At 50.2% G+C, this 14,161-nt stretch carries 30 protein-coding genes; 1 reads left to right on the top strand and 29 read right to left on the bottom strand.

What is annotated here, in order from left to right; all coding sequences use genetic code 11:
- Window positions 1-2 precede the first annotated feature (2 nt).
- The 26 genes from rpsD to rpsJ all read right to left on the bottom strand — a co-directional run bounded on the left by rpsD (window position 3) and on the right by rpsJ (window position 12,212).
- Window positions 3-623 carry a 30S ribosomal protein S4 gene (rpsD, locus tag BV390_RS28270; RefSeq protein ID WP_004868345.1) on the bottom strand — a complete coding sequence of 207 codons (621 nt, stop codon included), beginning with the start codon at window positions 621-623 and terminating at the stop codon, window positions 3-5.
- 33 nt (window positions 624-656) lie between these two features.
- Window positions 657-1,046 carry a 30S ribosomal protein S11 gene (rpsK, locus tag BV390_RS28265; RefSeq protein ID WP_004138423.1) on the bottom strand — a complete coding sequence of 130 codons (390 nt, stop codon included), beginning with the start codon at window positions 1,044-1,046 and terminating at the stop codon, window positions 657-659.
- A gap of 16 nt (window positions 1,047-1,062) precedes the next feature.
- Window positions 1,063-1,419, bottom strand: a complete 357-nt coding sequence (rpsM, locus tag BV390_RS28260) for a 30S ribosomal protein S13 (RefSeq protein ID WP_004868349.1) — start codon at window positions 1,417-1,419, stop codon at window positions 1,063-1,065.
- A 146-nt stretch (window positions 1,420-1,565) separates the two neighbouring features.
- Window positions 1,566-1,682, bottom strand: coding sequence for a 50S ribosomal protein L36 (rpmJ, locus tag BV390_RS28255; RefSeq protein ID WP_000868187.1), 117 nt, complete (start codon window positions 1,680-1,682; stop codon window positions 1,566-1,568).
- A gap of 31 nt (window positions 1,683-1,713) precedes the next feature.
- Complete coding sequence (gene secY, locus BV390_RS28250; protein ID WP_004868351.1) at window positions 1,714-3,045, bottom strand: preprotein translocase subunit SecY; 1,332 nt, start codon at window positions 3,043-3,045, stop codon at window positions 1,714-1,716.
- A 7-nt stretch (window positions 3,046-3,052) separates the two neighbouring features.
- Window positions 3,053-3,487 carry a 50S ribosomal protein L15 gene (gene rplO, locus BV390_RS28245; protein ID WP_004868352.1) on the bottom strand — a complete coding sequence of 145 codons (435 nt, stop codon included), beginning with the start codon at window positions 3,485-3,487 and terminating at the stop codon, window positions 3,053-3,055.
- Between the two features lie 3 nt (window positions 3,488-3,490).
- A complete protein-coding gene (gene rpmD, locus BV390_RS28240) occupies window positions 3,491-3,670 on the bottom strand; it encodes a 50S ribosomal protein L30 (RefSeq protein ID WP_001140434.1) in 180 nt (59 codons plus the stop codon).
- Between the two features lie 3 nt (window positions 3,671-3,673).
- A complete protein-coding gene (gene rpsE, locus BV390_RS28235; RefSeq protein ID WP_004106339.1) occupies window positions 3,674-4,177 on the bottom strand; it encodes a 30S ribosomal protein S5 in 504 nt (167 codons plus the stop codon).
- Window positions 4,178-4,191: 14 nt separating this feature from the next.
- On the bottom strand, window positions 4,192-4,545 hold the full coding sequence (rplR, locus tag BV390_RS28230) for a 50S ribosomal protein L18 (RefSeq protein ID WP_000358960.1): 354 nt from the start codon (window positions 4,543-4,545) through the stop codon (window positions 4,192-4,194).
- 9 nt (window positions 4,546-4,554) lie between these two features.
- A complete protein-coding gene (rplF, locus tag BV390_RS28225; protein WP_004868354.1) occupies window positions 4,555-5,088 on the bottom strand; it encodes a 50S ribosomal protein L6 in 534 nt (177 codons plus the stop codon).
- Window positions 5,089-5,100: 12 nt separating this feature from the next.
- Window positions 5,101-5,493 carry a 30S ribosomal protein S8 gene (gene rpsH, locus BV390_RS28220; protein WP_004106343.1) on the bottom strand — a complete coding sequence of 131 codons (393 nt, stop codon included), beginning with the start codon at window positions 5,491-5,493 and terminating at the stop codon, window positions 5,101-5,103.
- A 33-nt stretch (window positions 5,494-5,526) separates the two neighbouring features.
- Window positions 5,527-5,832: a 30S ribosomal protein S14 gene (gene rpsN / locus BV390_RS28215; RefSeq protein ID WP_002919667.1), complete on the bottom strand. Its 306-nt coding sequence runs from the start codon at window positions 5,830-5,832 to the stop codon at window positions 5,527-5,529.
- Between the two features lie 14 nt (window positions 5,833-5,846).
- Entirely contained in the window at window positions 5,847-6,386 is a 540-nt protein-coding gene (gene rplE / locus BV390_RS28210) for a 50S ribosomal protein L5 (protein WP_001096206.1), read from the bottom strand.
- 14 nt (window positions 6,387-6,400) lie between these two features.
- Entirely contained in the window at window positions 6,401-6,715 is a 315-nt protein-coding gene (rplX, locus tag BV390_RS28205; RefSeq protein WP_004106345.1) for a 50S ribosomal protein L24, read from the bottom strand.
- 10 nt (window positions 6,716-6,725) lie between these two features.
- Entirely contained in the window at window positions 6,726-7,097 is a 372-nt protein-coding gene (gene rplN / locus BV390_RS28200; RefSeq protein ID WP_002919748.1) for a 50S ribosomal protein L14, read from the bottom strand.
- 161 nt (window positions 7,098-7,258) lie between these two features.
- Window positions 7,259-7,513, bottom strand: a complete 255-nt coding sequence (gene rpsQ, locus BV390_RS28195; RefSeq protein WP_004868357.1) for a 30S ribosomal protein S17 — start codon at window positions 7,511-7,513, stop codon at window positions 7,259-7,261.
- The gene (gene rpmC / locus BV390_RS28190; protein WP_004868359.1) at window positions 7,513-7,704 is read right to left on the bottom strand and encodes a 50S ribosomal protein L29; all 192 of its coding nucleotides are present in this window, start codon (window positions 7,702-7,704) and stop codon (window positions 7,513-7,515) included. The genes rpsQ and rpmC overlap by 1 nt, the downstream gene beginning before the upstream one ends.
- Window positions 7,704-8,114, bottom strand: coding sequence for a 50S ribosomal protein L16 (gene rplP / locus BV390_RS28185; protein ID WP_002919759.1), 411 nt, complete (start codon window positions 8,112-8,114; stop codon window positions 7,704-7,706). The genes rpmC and rplP overlap by 1 nt, the downstream gene beginning before the upstream one ends.
- A 12-nt stretch (window positions 8,115-8,126) precedes the next feature.
- Window positions 8,127-8,825 (bottom strand): 30S ribosomal protein S3, encoded by a 699-nt coding sequence (rpsC, locus tag BV390_RS28180; protein WP_002919766.1) that lies wholly within the window; start codon window positions 8,823-8,825, stop codon window positions 8,127-8,129.
- Between the two features lie 17 nt (window positions 8,826-8,842).
- The gene (gene rplV / locus BV390_RS28175) at window positions 8,843-9,175 is read right to left on the bottom strand and encodes a 50S ribosomal protein L22 (protein WP_002919773.1); all 333 of its coding nucleotides are present in this window, start codon (window positions 9,173-9,175) and stop codon (window positions 8,843-8,845) included.
- Window positions 9,176-9,189: 14 nt separating this feature from the next.
- Window positions 9,190-9,468, bottom strand: a complete 279-nt coding sequence (rpsS, locus tag BV390_RS28170; RefSeq protein WP_001138115.1) for a 30S ribosomal protein S19 — start codon at window positions 9,466-9,468, stop codon at window positions 9,190-9,192.
- Between the two features lie 16 nt (window positions 9,469-9,484).
- Entirely contained in the window at window positions 9,485-10,306 is an 822-nt protein-coding gene (gene rplB, locus BV390_RS28165; protein WP_002919786.1) for a 50S ribosomal protein L2, read from the bottom strand.
- 17 nt (window positions 10,307-10,323) lie between these two features.
- A complete protein-coding gene (gene rplW / locus BV390_RS28160) occupies window positions 10,324-10,626 on the bottom strand; it encodes a 50S ribosomal protein L23 (protein ID WP_004868363.1) in 303 nt (100 codons plus the stop codon).
- Complete coding sequence (gene rplD / locus BV390_RS28155) at window positions 10,623-11,228, bottom strand: 50S ribosomal protein L4 (RefSeq protein ID WP_000424395.1); 606 nt, start codon at window positions 11,226-11,228, stop codon at window positions 10,623-10,625. Before rplD ends, rplW begins: the two co-directional genes overlap by 4 nt.
- A gap of 10 nt (window positions 11,229-11,238) precedes the next feature.
- Entirely contained in the window at window positions 11,239-11,868 is a 630-nt protein-coding gene (rplC, locus tag BV390_RS28150; protein ID WP_004868374.1) for a 50S ribosomal protein L3, read from the bottom strand.
- Between the two features lie 32 nt (window positions 11,869-11,900).
- Window positions 11,901-12,212 carry a 30S ribosomal protein S10 gene (rpsJ, locus tag BV390_RS28145; protein ID WP_001181005.1) on the bottom strand — a complete coding sequence of 104 codons (312 nt, stop codon included), beginning with the start codon at window positions 12,210-12,212 and terminating at the stop codon, window positions 11,901-11,903.
- 379 nt (window positions 12,213-12,591) lie between these two features.
- Here rpsJ and BV390_RS28140 point away from each other — a divergent pair, with 379 nt between their 5' ends.
- Complete coding sequence (locus tag BV390_RS28140) at window positions 12,592-13,059, top strand: prepilin peptidase (RefSeq protein WP_032690481.1); 468 nt, start codon at window positions 12,592-12,594, stop codon at window positions 13,057-13,059.
- Here the strand turns inward: BV390_RS28140 and bfr are convergent.
- The 3 genes from bfr to BV390_RS28125 all read right to left on the bottom strand — a co-directional run.
- A complete protein-coding gene (bfr, locus tag BV390_RS28135) occupies window positions 13,043-13,519 on the bottom strand; it encodes a bacterioferritin (protein ID WP_004868378.1) in 477 nt (158 codons plus the stop codon). The two genes, BV390_RS28140 and bfr, sit on opposite strands and share 17 nt — an antisense overlap.
- A gap of 73 nt (window positions 13,520-13,592) precedes the next feature.
- Window positions 13,593-13,787 (bottom strand): bacterioferritin-associated ferredoxin, encoded by a 195-nt coding sequence (gene bfd / locus BV390_RS28130; protein WP_004868381.1) that lies wholly within the window; start codon window positions 13,785-13,787, stop codon window positions 13,593-13,595.
- Between the two features lie 179 nt (window positions 13,788-13,966).
- A partial coding sequence (locus tag BV390_RS28125) for an EF-Tu C-terminal domain-related protein (RefSeq protein ID WP_031616099.1) occupies window positions 13,967-14,161 on the bottom strand: 195 nt, incomplete at its 5' end.

The following is a 14,161-nucleotide window of genomic DNA, read 5'->3' as shown; positions in this document are numbered from 1 at the left end:
CTTTACTTGGAGTAAAGCTCGACGATCAGGTGTTCGTTAATGTCCGCAGACAGATCAGAACGTTCCGGCTGACGCTTGAACGTACCTTCCATCTTGCCAGCATCAACTTCCAGCCAGGTTGGCTTTTCACGCTGCTCAGCCAGCTCCAGAGCGGCTTTCACGCGAGATTGCTTTTTCGCTTTCTCACGAATGCTAACAACGTCGTTCGCTTTAACCTGATAAGAAGCAATGTTAACAACACGACCGTTTACCATGATAGCTTTGTGGCTAACCAGCTGACGTGATTCAGCACGAGTCGCGCCGAAGCCCATACGGTATACAACGTTGTCCAGACGGCCTTCCAGCAGAGCCAACAGGTTTTCACCGGTGTTGCCTTTCAGACGTGCTGCTTCTTTATAGTAGTTACGGAACTGACGCTCCAGCACACCGTACATACGGCGAACTTTTTGCTTTTCACGCAACTGCACACCATAGTCAGACAGACGCGGCTTACGCGCACCGTGCTGGCCAGGAGCTTGTTCAATTTTACACTTGGTATCGATCGCGCGAACGCCAGACTTAAGGAATAAGTCGGTGCCCTCACGACGGCTCAGCTTGAGCTTAGGACCCAAATATCTTGCCATTTTCTTTCTCCAACAATCCTAGAAACGAGCGCGTTATACGCGACGTTTTTTCGGCGGACGACAACCGTTATGAGGGATCGGAGTCACATCAGTAATATTAGTGATGCGGAAACCAGCGGCGTTCAGTGCACGAATAGTAGATTCGCGACCCGGACCCGGACCTTTGACCATAACTTCCAGATTCTTGATGCCGTATTCTTTTACGGCTTCAGCGCAACGCTCTGCTGCAACCTGAGCTGCGAACGGAGTGGATTTGCGAGAACCACGGAAACCGGAACCACCGGCTGTTGCCCAACCCAGTGCGTTACCTTGACGATCGGTAATGGTAACGATGGTGTTGTTAAAAGAAGCATGGACATGAGCCACGCCATCAGAGACTTGTTTTCTTACACGCTTACGTGCACGAACTGGTGCCTTTGCCATTATTCAATCACCCCGATTATTTCTTGATCGGTTTACGCGGACCCTTACGGGTACGTGCGTTGGTCTTAGTACGCTGACCGCGAACCGGAAGACCACGACGATGGCGTAAACCACGATAGCAACCAAGGTCCATCAGACGCTTGATGCTCAGGGTGATTTCACGGCGCAGATCACCTTCAACGACAAATTTACCTACTGCTTCACGCAGGGATTCAATTTGTTCTTCAGACAGCTCACTGATCTTAACATTTTCAGCGATACCCGTGTCAGCACAGATGGCTTTAGAGCGGGTCTTGCCGATACCGAAAATAGCAGTTAATGCGATTACGGTATGTTTCTGATCAGGAATGTTAATGCCTGCTATACGGGCCACTATGCACTCCTACTATTTAATATGTACGCACCATGCTGAAAAGCCCGTTTTCAGGATACTCAAATGGAAACGCACAGACATACAAAAGATTGGCTGGCTAATCTAGCCAGCTCAATCCAACTTTGCAAGAAAAATATGCGAAAAAATCAGCCTTGGCGCTGTTTATGCTTTGGCTCGGCACTGCAAATCACGCGGATGACGCCATCACGCTTAACGATTTTGCAGTTACGGCATAATTTCTTGACGGAAGCACGAACTTTCATTTTTACTCTCCGTAACTTCTCGGGCGCCCTGTTAGCGGCCGTAGCCTTTCAGGTTCGCCTTCTTCAATGCAGACTCGTACTGACTTGACATCATCAGAGTTTGCACTTGAGCCATAAAGTCCATAATCACAACGACAACAATAAGCAGCGAGGTTCCACCGAAGTAGAACGGCACTTTCATTGCATCACGCATGAACTCCGGGATCAGGCAGATAAAGGTAATGTATAACGCACCAACCAGGGTCAGGCGAGTCATCACTTTATCAATATACTTCGCCGTTTGCTCTCCCGGACGAATTCCTGGTACAAATGCACCGGACTTCTTCAGGTTATCTGCTGTTTCACGCGGGTTGAAAACCAACGCCGTGTAGAAGAAACAGAAGAATATGATTGCAGACGCATAGAGTAACACATAAAGCGGTTGCCCAGGCTGCAAATACAGCGAAATTGTTGTCAGCCAGTTCCAACCGGTCCCGCCCCCGAACCATGACGCGATGGTCGCAGGGAACAGAATAATACTGGAAGCGAAGATTGCCGGGATAACCCCTGCCATATTCACTTTCAGCGGTAAATGTGTGCTCTGTGCAGCATAGACACGACGACCTTGTTGACGCTTCGCGTAGTTCACCACAATGCGGCGTTGACCACGTTCTACGAATACAACAAAGAAGGTCACGGCAAATACTAATACTGCAACCAACAGCAACAGGAGGAAGTGCAGGTCGCCTTGACGCGCTTGCTCGATAGTATGGGCGATGGCTGGCGGGAGTCCCGCAACGATACCAGCGAAGATAATGATCGAAATACCGTTACCGATACCACGTTCAGTAATCTGTTCGCCGAGCCACATCAGGAACATAGTCCCTGTGACCAGACTTACAACAGCGGTGAAATAGAATGCAAAGCCTGGATTCATCACCAGGCCCTGCATACCAGGCATATTCGGCAGACCGGTAGCAATACCGATCGACTGGAATATCGCCAGCACCAGAGTACCGTAACGGGTGTACTGGCTGATCTTACGACGACCAGACTCCCCTTCTTTCTTTATTTCTGCCAGCGGCTGATAAACAACCGTCAACAGTTGGACAATAATCGATGCCGAAATATACGGCATGATACCCAAAGCAAAGATAGAAGCACGGCTGAGAGCACCACCAGAGAACATGTTGAACATTTCAATGATGGTGCCTCGCTGTTGCTCAAGCAGTTTGGCAAGTACAGCGGCATCAATACCAGGGATCGGAATAAAAGAACCAATACGGAACACAATCAGCGCACCGATAACAAACAAAAGTCTGCGTTTCAGTTCGCCAAGTCCACCTTTGGCACTTTGAAAATCTAATCCCGGTTGCTTAGCCATCTGCTACTTATTCCTCAATTTTACCGCCAGCAGCTTCGATAGCAGCACGAGCACCTTTAGTCACACGCAGGCCACGAACAGTTACCGGACGAGCTACCTCACCAGACAGGATCACTTTCGCGAACTCAATCTGAATACCGATAATGTTAGCTGCTTTCAGCGTGTTCAGGTCGACTACATCGCCTTCTACGTGAGCCAGATCAGACAGACGAACTTCTGCAGTGATCATCGCTTTACGAGAAGTGAAGCCGAATTTCGGCAGACGACGGTACAGAGGCATCTGACCACCCTCGAAACCGCGACGTACGCCACCGCCAGAACGAGAGTTCTGACCTTTGTGACCACGACCACCGGTTTTACCGAGGCCAGAACCGATACCACGACCAAGGCGTTTACCCGCCTTTTTGGAGCCTTCGGCCGGAGACAGAGTATTTAAACGCATCTCTTACTCCTCAACTTTAACCATAAAGGAAACCGCGTTGACCATACCACGAACAGCAGGAGTATCCTCGCGTTCTACGGTGTGACCAATACGACGCAGACCCAGGCCAAGCAGCGTTGCCTTGTGTTTCGGCAGACGACCGATTGCACTGCGGGTTTGAGTAATTTTAATAGTCTTTGCCATGGTTTATTTCCCCAGAATTTCTTCAACGGATTTACCACGCTTGGCAGCGACCATTTCTGGAGAATTCATATTTTCCAGGCCATCAATAGTTGCACGAACCACGTTGATCGGGTTGGTGGAACCATATGCTTTAGCCAGAACGTTATGAACTCCAGCAACTTCCAGAACGGCGCGCATTGCACCACCGGCGATGATACCGGTACCTTCGGAAGCTGGCTGCATGAATACACGAGAACCCGTGTGAACACCTTTAACCGGGTGTTGCAGGGTGCCGTGGTTCAGCGCGACGTTAATCATATTGCGACGGGCTTTTTCCATCGCTTTCTGGATCGCTGCTGGAACTTCACGCGCTTTACCGTAACCAAAACCTACGCGGCCATTACCATCACCAACTACAGTCAGAGCTGTGAAGGAGAAAATACGACCACCTTTAACGGTTTTAGATACGCGGTTAACCGCGATCAGCTTTTCCTGCAGTTCGCCAGCTTGTTTTTCGATGTGAGCCATCTTACACCTCTACCTTAGAACTGAAGGCCAGCTTCACGGGCAGCATCTGCCAGTGCCTGGACACGACCATGATATTGGAACCCGGAACGGTCAAAGGAAACATCTTTGATGCCTTTTTCCAGAGCGCGTTCAGCAACAGCTTTACCCACAGCTGCAGCCGCGTCTTTGTTACCGGTGTACTTCAGTTGTTCAGCGATAGCTTTTTCTACAGTAGAAGCAGCTACCAGAACTTCAGAACCGTTCGGTGCAATTACCTGTGCGTAAATATGACGCGGGGTACGATGTACCACCAGGCGAGTTGCACCCAGCTCCTGGAGCTTGCGGCGTGCGCGGGTCGCACGACGGATACGAGCAGATTTCTTATCCATAGTGTTACCTTACTTCTTCTTAGCCTCTTTGGTACGCACGACTTCGTCGGCGTAACGAACACCCTTGCCTTTATAAGGCTCAGGACGACGGTAGGCGCGCAGATCTGCTGCAACCTGACCGATCACCTGCTTATCAGCGCCTTTCAGCACGATTTCAGTTTGAGTCGGGCATTCTGCAGTGATACCGGCCGGCAGTTTGTGTTCAACAGGATGAGAGAAACCTAAAGCCAGGTTTACTACATCCCCTTTAACCGCTGCACGATAACCTACACCAACCAGCTGAAGCTTTTTAGTGAAGCCTTCGGTAACACCGATAACTACTGAGTTAAGCAGGGCACGCGCGGTACCAGCCTGAGCCCAACCGTCTGCGAAACCATCACGCGGACCGAAGGTCAGTGCATTATCTGCATGTTTAACTTCAACAGCATCGTTGAGAGTACGAGTCAGCTCGCCATTCTTACCTTTGATCGTAATAACCTGACCGTTGATTTTTACGTCAACGCCGGCAGGAATAACGACCGGTGCTTTAGCAACACGAGACATTTTTTCCTCCGATTAGGCTACGTAGCAGATAATTTCGCCACCAAGACCAGCTTGGCGCGCTGCACGATCAGTCATAACACCTTTAGAGGTAGAAATAACTGCGATACCCAGACCCGCCATAACTTTTGGCAGCTCATCTTTACGCTTATAGATGCGCAGACCTGGGCGGCTGACACGCTGAATGCTTTCTACAACAGCTTTACCCTGGAAATACTTAAGAGTCAGTTCCAGTTCCGGCTTGATGTCGCCTTCAACTTTAAAATCTTCAATAAAGCCTTCTTCCTTCAGCACGTTGGCAATTGCCACTTTCAGCTTGGAGGAAGGCATGGTGACCGCAGCTTTATTCGCGGCCTGACCGTTACGGATACGGGTCAGCATATCCGCGATCGGATCTTGCATGCTCATCTGTCTTTACTCCCGTGATTCAATTGGTGACAATTACCAGCTAGCCTTTTTCAGACCCGGGATTTCACCGCGCATTGCGGCTTCACGGACCTTGATACGGCTCAACCCGAACTTCCGCAGGAAACCATGCGGACGACCTGTTTGACGGCAGCGGTTACGCTGACGAGACGGGCTGGAATCACGCGGCAGAGTCTGCAGCTTGAGAACAGCATTCCAACGATCTTCGTCGGTTGCGTTCACATCAGAGATGATAGCTTTCAGTTCAGCGCGTTTAGCGAAGAATTTATCAGCTAAAGCCACGCGCTTTACTTCGCGTGCTTTCATTGATTGCTTAGCCATTAAGTAACCCTACCTTACTTGCGGAACGGGAAGTCAAAGGCAGCCAGCAGAGCGCGGCCTTCTTCATCAGATTTCGCAGTAGTGGTAATGGTAATATCCAAACCACGAACGCGGTCGACTTTATCGTAGTCGATTTCTGGGAAGATGATCTGCTCACGGACACCCATGCTGTAGTTACCACGACCGTCGAAAGACTTAGCGGACAAGCCACGGAAGTCACGGATACGCGGTACAGCAATAGTGATCAGGCGCTCAAAGAACTCCCACATGCGTTCGCCACGCAGAGTTACTTTACAGCCGATCGGATAGCCCTGACGGATTTTGAAGCCTGCAACTGATTTGCGTGCTTTGGTGATCAACGGCTTTTGACCGGAGATTGCTGTCAGATCAGCTGCTGCGTTATCCAGCAGTTTCTTGTCAGCGATCGCTTCACCAACACCCATGTTCAGGGTGATCTTCTCGACCCGAGGGACTTGCATGACAGAATTGTAGTTAAACTCAGTCATGAGTTTATTAACTACTTCGTCTTTGTAGTAATCATGCAGTTTCGCCATCGTACTACTCCAAATTACTTGATAGTTTCGCTGTTAGACTTGAAGAAACGGACTTTTTTGCCGTCTTCGAATCTAAAGCCTACACGGTCAGCCTTGCCGGTTGCCGCATTGAAGATTGCAACGTTAGAAACCTGAATAGCAGCTTCTTTTTCAACGATGCCGCCTGGTTGGTTCAGAGCCGGAACCGGCTTCTGGTGTTTCTTAACCAGGTTGATACCTTCAACAATGAGCTTGCCGGAAGACAAGACATTCTTAACTTTACCGCGTTTACCTTTATCTTTACCGGTTAACACGATAACTTCGTCATCACGACGGATTTTCGCTGCCATGATTCGCTCCTTAGAGTACTTCTGGTGCCAGAGAGATAATTTTCATGAACTTCTCGGTACGAAGCTCACGAGTTACCGGCCCAAAAATACGCGTACCGATGGGCTGCTCGCTGTTATTGTTCAGAATAACGCATGCATTACCATCGAAGCGAATGACAGAACCGTCCGGGCGACGAACACCCTTCTTGGTGCGCACCACTACCGCCTTCAGCACATCACCTTTTTTGACCTTACCACGCGGAATTGCTTCCTTGATGGTGATCTTGATGATGTCGCCTACGCCTGCGTAGCGACGGTGCGAGCCACCCAGAACCTTGATACACATTACGCGACGTGCACCGGAGTTGTCGGCGACGTTCAGCATAGTCTGTTCTTGGATCATTTTAGTGCTCCGCTAATGTCAACTACTACTGAGACCCAAAGTCGGGCCGTTAAAAATCCCCATATCGAGGGCGCGGCATTATAACACCGGAAATCGGATATGGGTAGAAAAAATAAACGGCTCATCGCTGAGCCGTTTATCCGTTGAGAATGCAGGCTCTATTACAGAACTGCTTTCTCTACAACGCGAACCAGCGTCCAGGACTTAGTCTTGGACAGCGGACGGCATTCGTGGATTTCGACCACGTCACCGATACCGCATTCGTTGTTCTCGTCATGTACGTGCAGTTTGGTCGTACGCTTGATGAATTTACCGTAGATCGGGTGTTTCACAAAACGTTCGATAGCAACAACGATGGATTTCTCCATTTTATTGCTAACTACGCGACCTTGCAGAGTACGGATTTTATCGGTCATTACGCACCCGCCTTCTCAGTCAGTAAAGTCTTAACGCGTGCAACATCACGACGCACTTGCTTCAGCAGATGAGTCTGTTGCAGCTGGCCACTTGCAGCCTGCATACGCAGGTTGAACTGCTCACGCAGCAGGTTCAGCAGCTCAGCGTTCAGCTCTTCAACGCTTTTTTCACGCAGCTCTTTTGCTTTCATTACATCACCGTCTTAGTTACAAAGGTGGTTTTGATAGGCAGTTTCGCTGCTGCCAGGCCGAAGGCTTCACGGGCCAGCTCTTCCGGTACGCCGTCCATTTCATAAAGGACTTTACCCGGCTGAATCAAGGCAACCCAGTACTCCACGTTACCTTTACCTTTACCCATACGAACTTCCAGCGGCTTCTCGGTGATCGGTTTGTCCGGGAATACACGGATCCAGATCTTACCTTGACGCTTAACTGCACGGGTCATAGCACGACGTGCTGCTTCGATCTGACGTGCAGTCAGACGACCACGGCCAACAGCTTTCAGACCGAAAGTGCCGAAGCTAACATCCGTACCCTGCGCCAGACCACGGTTGCGGCCTTTGTGCACTTTACGGAATTTTGTACGCTTTGGTTGTAACATCAGCGACGCTCCTTATTTACGGCCTTTACGCTGCTGCTTTTTAGGTTGAGCAGCCGGTTCCGGTTGTTCAACAGCAGCCATACCACCCAGGATCTCGCCTTTGAAGATCCATACCTTAACGCCGATTACACCGTAAGTGGTGTGCGCTTCAGAGGTGTTGTAGTCGATGTCAGCACGCAGAGTGTGCAGCGGTACGCGACCTTCACGGTACCATTCGGTACGTGCGATTTCCGCGCCGCCCAGACGGCCGCTAACTTCAACTTTGATACCTTTAGCGCCCAGACGCATTGCGTTCTGTACAGCACGCTTCATCGCACGACGGAACATAACGCGACGTTCCAGCTGAGAAGTGATGCTGTCAGCAACCAATTTAGCGTCCAGTTCTGGCTTACGAACTTCGGCGATATTGATCTGTGCAGGAACGCCAGCGATATCCGCTACGACCTTGCGCAGTTTTTCTACGTCTTCGCCTTTCTTACCGATAACGATGCCCGGGCGAGCAGTGTGAATAGTCACACGGATGCTCTTAGCCGGACGCTCGATAACGATACGAGATACGGACGCTTTAGCCAGTTCTTTAGTCAGGAACTGACGTACTTTAAAATCGCTGTCCAGGTTGTCAGCGAATTCTTTGGTGTTCGCGAACCAGGTAGAGTTCCATGGTTTGACAATACCCAGGCGAATACCATTAGGATGTACTTTCTGACCCATTGCTAGTCTCCAGAGTCTCAGCGATCGGACACAACCACAGTGATGTGGCTGGTGCGCTTCAGGATGCGATCTGCACGACCTTTCGCACGCGGCATAATGCGCTTCATGCTCGGGCCTTCGTCTACGAAAATTTTCGCAACTTTCAGATCGTCAATGTCAGCGCCATCGTTGTGTTCAGCGTTAGCAATGGCAGATTCCAGTACCTTCTTGACCAGTACAGCAGCTTTCTTGTTGGTGTAGGTCAGAATATCCAGGGCCTGCGACACTTTCTTACCGCGAATCAGGTCAGCTACAAGGCGAACCTTCTGAGCAGAAGAACGAGCATGGCGATGTTGAGCTAAAGTTTCCATCTCTTCCTCCTACCTTATTTCTTCTTCGCTTTTTTATCAGCAGCGTGGCCGCGATAAGTACGAGTCGGTGCGAATTCACCCAGTTTGTGACCAACCATTTCGTCGGAAACAAAAACTGGAACGTGCTGACGACCATTATGGACAGCGATGGTCAAACCGATCATGTTAGGAAAGATCGTTGAACGACGGGACCAAGTGCGCAGGGGCTTCTTGTCTCCGCTTTCCACCGCTTTCTCTACCTTCTTCAGCAAGTGCAGGTCAATAAAAGGACCTTTCTTGAGAGAACGTGGCATGGCTTATCCTCTAAAATTATTTGCTACGGCGACGTACGATGAATTTATCAGTACGCTTGTTGCTGCGGGTCTTCTTACCTTTGGTCTGCAGGCCCCACGGGGATACCGGGTGCTTACCAAAGTTACGACCTTCACCACCACCATGTGGGTGGTCGACTGGGTTCATCGCAGTACCGCGAACGGTAGGACGAACACCACGCCAGCGTGCAGCACCTGCTTTACCCAGTACGCGCAGCATATGCTCAGCATTGCCAACTTCGCCCAGAGTAGCGCGGCAGTCTGCTTCGACTTTACGCATTTCACCAGAACGCAGACGCAGGGTGACATAAGCACCGTCGCGAGCAACGATCTGAACGTAAGTACCAGCGGAACGAGCCAGCTGACCGCCTTTACCTGGTTTCATTTCTACGTTATGAACGGTAGAACCAACCGGGATATTGCGCATCGGCAGGGTGTTGCCTGCTTTGATTGCAGCATCAACGCCAGACTGAATCTGGTCGCCAGCTTTCAGGCCTTTAGGGGCCAGGATGTAACGGCGTTCGCCATCTTTGTACAGAACCAGCGCGATGTTCGCGGAACGGTTCGGATCGTACTCAAGACGCTCAACAACTGCCGGGATACCATCTTTGTTGCGTTTGAAGTCAACAATACGGTAAGCCTGCTTGTGGCCACCACCGATATGACGGGTGGTGATACGGCCATTGTTGTTACGACCACCGGATTTGCTGTTTTTTTCCAGCAACGGAGCAAAAGGTTTGCCCTTGTGCAGCTCAGGGTTAACCACTTTAACAACGTGGCGACGACCCGGAGATGTCGGTTTACATTTAACAACTGCCATTGTATTACTCCTCCGACTTACTCAGCGCCGCCAACGAAGTCCAGATTCTGGCCTTCTTTCAGGGTGACGTAAGCTTTTTTCCAGTCGCTACGACGACCGATACGCTGTCCGTGACGTTTAACTTTCCCTTTAACTACCAGGGTGTTAACGACTTCGACTTCGACTTCAAACAGTTTCTGCACAGCAGCTTTGATTTCTGCTTTGGTCGCGTCTTTAGCAACTTTGAGAACGATGGTGTTTGTTTTTTCCATCGCAGCAGACGCTTTTTCAGAAACGTGCGGTGCACGCAGCACCTTCAGCAGACGTTCTTCACGAATCATGCCAGCATCTCCTCAACTTGCTTAACAGCATCAGCAGTCATTACGACTTTGTCGAAGGCGATCAGGCTAACCGGGTCGATACCAGTTGCATCGCGTACGTCAACCTTGTGCAGGTTGCGCGCAGCCAGGAACAGGTTCTCGTCCAGCTCACCGGTGATGATCAGCACATCTTCCAGAGCCATGTCTTTCAGTTTCTGTGCCAGCAGCTTAGTTTTAGGCGCTTCAACAGAGAACTTCTCGACAACGATCAGACGATCCTGACGTACCAGTTCGGACAGAATGCTTTTCAGCGCGCCGCGGTACATCTTTTTGTTAACTTTTTGACTGTGGTCCTGCGGACGAGCAGCGAAGGTTACGCCACCGGAACGCCAGATCGGGCTCTTGATAGAACCTGAACGCGCACGGCCGGTACCTTTCTGGCGCCACGGCTTTTTGCCTGAACCAGTTACTTCAGCACGAGTCTTCTGAGCACGAGTACCCTGACGAGCACCAGCTGCATAAGCAACAACAACCTGGTGTACCAGCGCTTCGTTGAAATCACGACCGAAGGTAGTTTCGGAAACAGTCAGCGCGCTCTGCGCGTCTTTCAATACTAATTCCATTGCTATCTCCTCACGCCTTCACAGCTGGTTTAACGATCAGGTCGCTACCGGTTGCACCCGGGACAGCACCTTTAACCAGCAGCAGGTTGCGCTCAGCGTCAACACGTACTACGTCCAGGCTCTGAACGGTGACACGCTCATTACCCAGCTGACCTGCCATTTTCTTGCCTTTGAACACTTTGCCCGGAGTCTGGTTCTGACCGATAGAACCCGGAACGCGGTGGGACAAGGAGTTACCGTGAGTAGCGTCCTGGGTACGGAAGTTCCAGCGCTTAACGGTACCAGCAAAACCTTTACCTTTAGAGGTACCGGTTACGTCAACTTTTTTAACGTCAGCAAACAGTTCAACGCTAATGCTCTGACCTACGGTGAATTCTTCGCCGTCAGCAAGACGGAATTCCCACAGACCACGGCCAGCTTCTACGCCAGCTTTAGCGAAGTGACCAGCTTCCGGCTTGGTTACACGGTTAGCTTTTTTAGCACCGGTGGTAACCTGAATTGCGCGGTAACCATCGTTAGCCAGGTCTTTGACCTGAGCAACACGGTTTGCTTCAACTTCGATTACGGTTACTGGGATAGATACGCCATCTTCAGTGAAGATGCGGGTCATGCCCACTTTTTTACCGACTAAACCAATCATTGTTTCAACCTCTCAATCGCTCGATGACCTGATTAACCCAGGCTGATCTGCACGTCTACACCGGCAGCCAGATCCAGACGCATCAGAGCATCAACGGTTTTCTCAGTTGGCTCAACGATGTCAACCAGACGCTTGTGAGTGCGGATTTCGTACTGATCGCGCGCATCTTTGTTGACGTGCGGAGAAATCAGAACGGTAAAGCGCTCTTTGCGGGTCGGCAGCGGGATCGGACCACGGACCTGCGCACCAGTGCGCTTGGCAGTCTCGACGATTTCCGCGGTTGATTGATCGATCAGACGATGATCAAACGCTTTAAGACGGATACGGATTCTTTGGTTCTGCATGAGACCAGAGCTCCAATTATTTATAGACGAAATGGTTACTCCTCATACCCATTACGATTGATGGGAGAGTGTAACCGTTCTTACATAGTTCCCCAATTGGGAACATTGTTTGATAGCTAAAAGCTCTATCAGGGTTCATATCGAACCAGCCGGCCAATTTTGACAGGCCCGCGCATTATACGCAAATTCGGGCTCGACGCAAGTGCTGCATACAAAATCAGCAATCATTTTTGCGTGCTGCGGCGGGCGGGCATAGAAAGTCGTGAAAACTGAGGTAATACCGTGGATAGCGCCTCGCGATAATGAATGCGGACCTTTGCCATCCATCTCTTTTTCGACCAGACTCCGCGCATATCTCCATCGCCAGGTAACCTCACCGATGATGCCCCTCTTATTACTGGTCTATAGCGGTTTATCCCTCGCCCTCTGCTGGTACGATCTGCGCTACGGCCTGCTTCCCGATCGCCTGACCTGCCCCCTGCTCTGGAGCGGGCTGCTCTATTATCTATACTACGCTCCACTACGGCTGGAATATGCCGTTGGCGGCGCCATCGGCGGCTATCTGGCTTTCACGTTACTCTATTGGCTCTATCGGGGGATTCGCGGTTATGAAGGGCTAGGCTATGGGGATGTCAAATTTCTGGCCGCACTTGGCGCGTGGCACGGTTGGCCAATGCTGCCGCAGCTGGTTTTTTTGGCGACTGTCTTCGCCGGGGGAGTCATGCTGCTAGTGATAATTCTCGGGAAAGCACCGGGGTCATTGAACAACCCGCTGCCTTTTGGCCCTTTTTTGGCTGCAGCGGGTTTTTGGTGCGGATGGCAAACGCTAGTCAGTCAGCCACTTTGATTTGTGACTGGAGATAGTTTTGCAGTCCTAATTTACCAATCAGATCCAGCTCCGTTTCCAGCCAGTCAATATGGCCTTCTTCGTCCGTCAGGATTTCAATAAGCATGTCACGACTGACATAGTCATGGACGCTGTCGGCATAAGCGATCGCTTCACGTAGGTCTTTTGCGCCTTCGAGTTCCAGTCGCAAATCAGATTGCAGCATCTCTTCAACATCTTCACCGATGCCCAGTTTGCCAAGATCCTGCAGATTGGGGATACCTTCAAGGAAGAGAATTCGCTCGATATACTTATCGGCGTGTTTCATTTCATCGATGGATTCATGATATTCAACATCATTGAGGCGCATCAGGCCCCAGTTCTTGAACATTCTGGCGTGAAGAAAGTACTGATTTATTGCGACAAGCTCATTTCCCAACAATTTATTGAGATAACTTATGATTTTGACATCACCTTTCATTATATAGTCCCTCCGCTTCCACTTATTGAAGCGTAGTTCGGGCTATAAAGATGTCAAAGAAAAGCCTGAGCTCTTAAGCGCTCTCCTGGTATTCCGGCATGCGAGTTAATTCATCTTCCATAATCTCACGGGCAGCACGGACACATTTACCGCATTGATTTCCAACAGGAATAAATTTGCGCAATTGCTGAAAAGACTGTGGATGAAATTGACGTACGGCCTGACGAATTTTTTTATCGTTTACACCATTACACAAACAAACGTACATACCGACTCCCGTTCAATTTATGCTCAAAAGTGTAAATGAGAATAGTTATAATTACAATAGTGAGTTGATTAAATACGCAAAGAGATACTCTTTTTTCGTACAAACATCATTCTGGTCAACGCCAGATAACGGGCAGCAAAAAGGGCGCCGAAGCGCCCTTTTTCATTCAGAACTAATAATTAGCCCAGAACTTTAGCTACAACGCCCGCGCCAACGGTACGGCCGCCTTCACGGATTGCGAAACGCAGACCATCGTCCATCGCGATCGGGTGAATCAGGGTAACAACCATTTTGATGTTGTCGCCCGGCATTACCATCTCTACGCCTTCCGGCAGTTCGATGGTGCCAGTCACGTCAGTTGTACGGAAGTAGAA

This window comes from Klebsiella sp. YJ (assembly GCF_002108615.1).
GTDB lineage: Bacteria > Pseudomonadota > Gammaproteobacteria > Enterobacterales > Enterobacteriaceae > Klebsiella > Klebsiella planticola.
Note: the sequence above shows the minus strand (reverse complement) of the source record. Positions and strands in the feature narration are given on the sequence as shown.

What these genes read in the sequence shown, in the direction of transcription:
- secY (WP_004868351.1), bottom strand. Translation starts at nt 3,045, where the DNA reads ATGGCTAAGCAACCGGGATTAGATTTTCAAAGTGCCAAAGGTGGACTT.
- rpmC (WP_004868359.1), bottom strand. Translation starts at nt 7,704, where the DNA reads ATGAAAGCAAAAGAGCTGCGTGAAAAAAGCGTTGAAGAGCTGAACGCT.
- rplX (WP_004106345.1), bottom strand. Translation starts at nt 6,715, where the DNA reads ATGGCAGCGAAAATCCGTCGTGATGACGAAGTTATCGTGTTAACCGGT.
- rplV (WP_002919773.1), bottom strand. Translation starts at nt 9,175, where the DNA reads ATGGAAACTTTAGCTCAACATCGCCATGCTCGTTCTTCTGCTCAGAAG.
- bfd (WP_004868381.1), bottom strand. Translation starts at nt 13,787, where the DNA reads ATGTACGTTTGTTTGTGTAATGGTGTAAACGATAAAAAAATTCGTCAG.
- rplF (WP_004868354.1), bottom strand. Translation starts at nt 5,088, where the DNA reads ATGTCTCGTGTTGCTAAAGCACCGGTCGTTATTCCTGCCGGCGTTGAC.
- rpsK (WP_004138423.1), bottom strand. Translation starts at nt 1,046, where the DNA reads ATGGCAAAGGCACCAGTTCGTGCACGTAAGCGTGTAAGAAAACAAGTC.
- rpsJ (WP_001181005.1), bottom strand. Translation starts at nt 12,212, where the DNA reads ATGCAGAACCAAAGAATCCGTATCCGTCTTAAAGCGTTTGATCATCGT.
- rpsQ (WP_004868357.1), bottom strand. Translation starts at nt 7,513, where the DNA reads ATGACCGATAAAATCCGTACTCTGCAAGGTCGCGTAGTTAGCAATAAA.
- rplD (WP_000424395.1), bottom strand. Translation starts at nt 11,228, where the DNA reads ATGGAATTAGTATTGAAAGACGCGCAGAGCGCGCTGACTGTTTCCGAA.
- rpsS (WP_001138115.1), bottom strand. Translation starts at nt 9,468, where the DNA reads ATGCCACGTTCTCTCAAGAAAGGTCCTTTTATTGACCTGCACTTGCTG.
- rplN (WP_002919748.1), bottom strand. Translation starts at nt 7,097, where the DNA reads ATGATCCAAGAACAGACTATGCTGAACGTCGCCGACAACTCCGGTGCA.
- BV390_RS28140 (WP_032690481.1), top strand. Translation starts at nt 12,592, where the DNA reads ATGATGCCCCTCTTATTACTGGTCTATAGCGGTTTATCCCTCGCCCTC.
- rpsD (WP_004868345.1), bottom strand. Translation starts at nt 623, where the DNA reads ATGGCAAGATATTTGGGTCCTAAGCTCAAGCTGAGCCGTCGTGAGGGC.
- rplE (WP_001096206.1), bottom strand. Translation starts at nt 6,386, where the DNA reads ATGGCGAAACTGCATGATTACTACAAAGACGAAGTAGTTAATAAACTC.
- rplB (WP_002919786.1), bottom strand. Translation starts at nt 10,306, where the DNA reads ATGGCAGTTGTTAAATGTAAACCGACATCTCCGGGTCGTCGCCACGTT.
- rpmD (WP_001140434.1), bottom strand. Translation starts at nt 3,670, where the DNA reads ATGGCAAAGACTATTAAAATTACTCAAACCCGCAGTGCAATCGGTCGT.
- rpsC (WP_002919766.1), bottom strand. Translation starts at nt 8,825, where the DNA reads ATGGGTCAGAAAGTACATCCTAATGGTATTCGCCTGGGTATTGTCAAA.
- rpmJ (WP_000868187.1), bottom strand. Translation starts at nt 1,682, where the DNA reads ATGAAAGTTCGTGCTTCCGTCAAGAAATTATGCCGTAACTGCAAAATC.
- rpsH (WP_004106343.1), bottom strand. Translation starts at nt 5,493, where the DNA reads ATGAGCATGCAAGATCCGATCGCGGATATGCTGACCCGTATCCGTAAC.
- rplP (WP_002919759.1), bottom strand. Translation starts at nt 8,114, where the DNA reads ATGTTACAACCAAAGCGTACAAAATTCCGTAAAGTGCACAAAGGCCGC.
- bfr (WP_004868378.1), bottom strand. Translation starts at nt 13,519, where the DNA reads ATGAAAGGTGATGTCAAAATCATAAGTTATCTCAATAAATTGTTGGGA.
- rplW (WP_004868363.1), bottom strand. Translation starts at nt 10,626, where the DNA reads ATGATTCGTGAAGAACGTCTGCTGAAGGTGCTGCGTGCACCGCACGTT.
- rplO (WP_004868352.1), bottom strand. Translation starts at nt 3,487, where the DNA reads ATGCGTTTAAATACTCTGTCTCCGGCCGAAGGCTCCAAAAAGGCGGGT.
- rpsE (WP_004106339.1), bottom strand. Translation starts at nt 4,177, where the DNA reads ATGGCTCACATCGAAAAACAAGCTGGCGAACTGCAGGAAAAGCTGATC.
- rplR (WP_000358960.1), bottom strand. Translation starts at nt 4,545, where the DNA reads ATGGATAAGAAATCTGCTCGTATCCGTCGTGCGACCCGCGCACGCCGC.
- rpsN (WP_002919667.1), bottom strand. Translation starts at nt 5,832, where the DNA reads ATGGCTAAGCAATCAATGAAAGCACGCGAAGTAAAGCGCGTGGCTTTA.
- rplC (WP_004868374.1), bottom strand. Translation starts at nt 11,868, where the DNA reads ATGATTGGTTTAGTCGGTAAAAAAGTGGGCATGACCCGCATCTTCACT.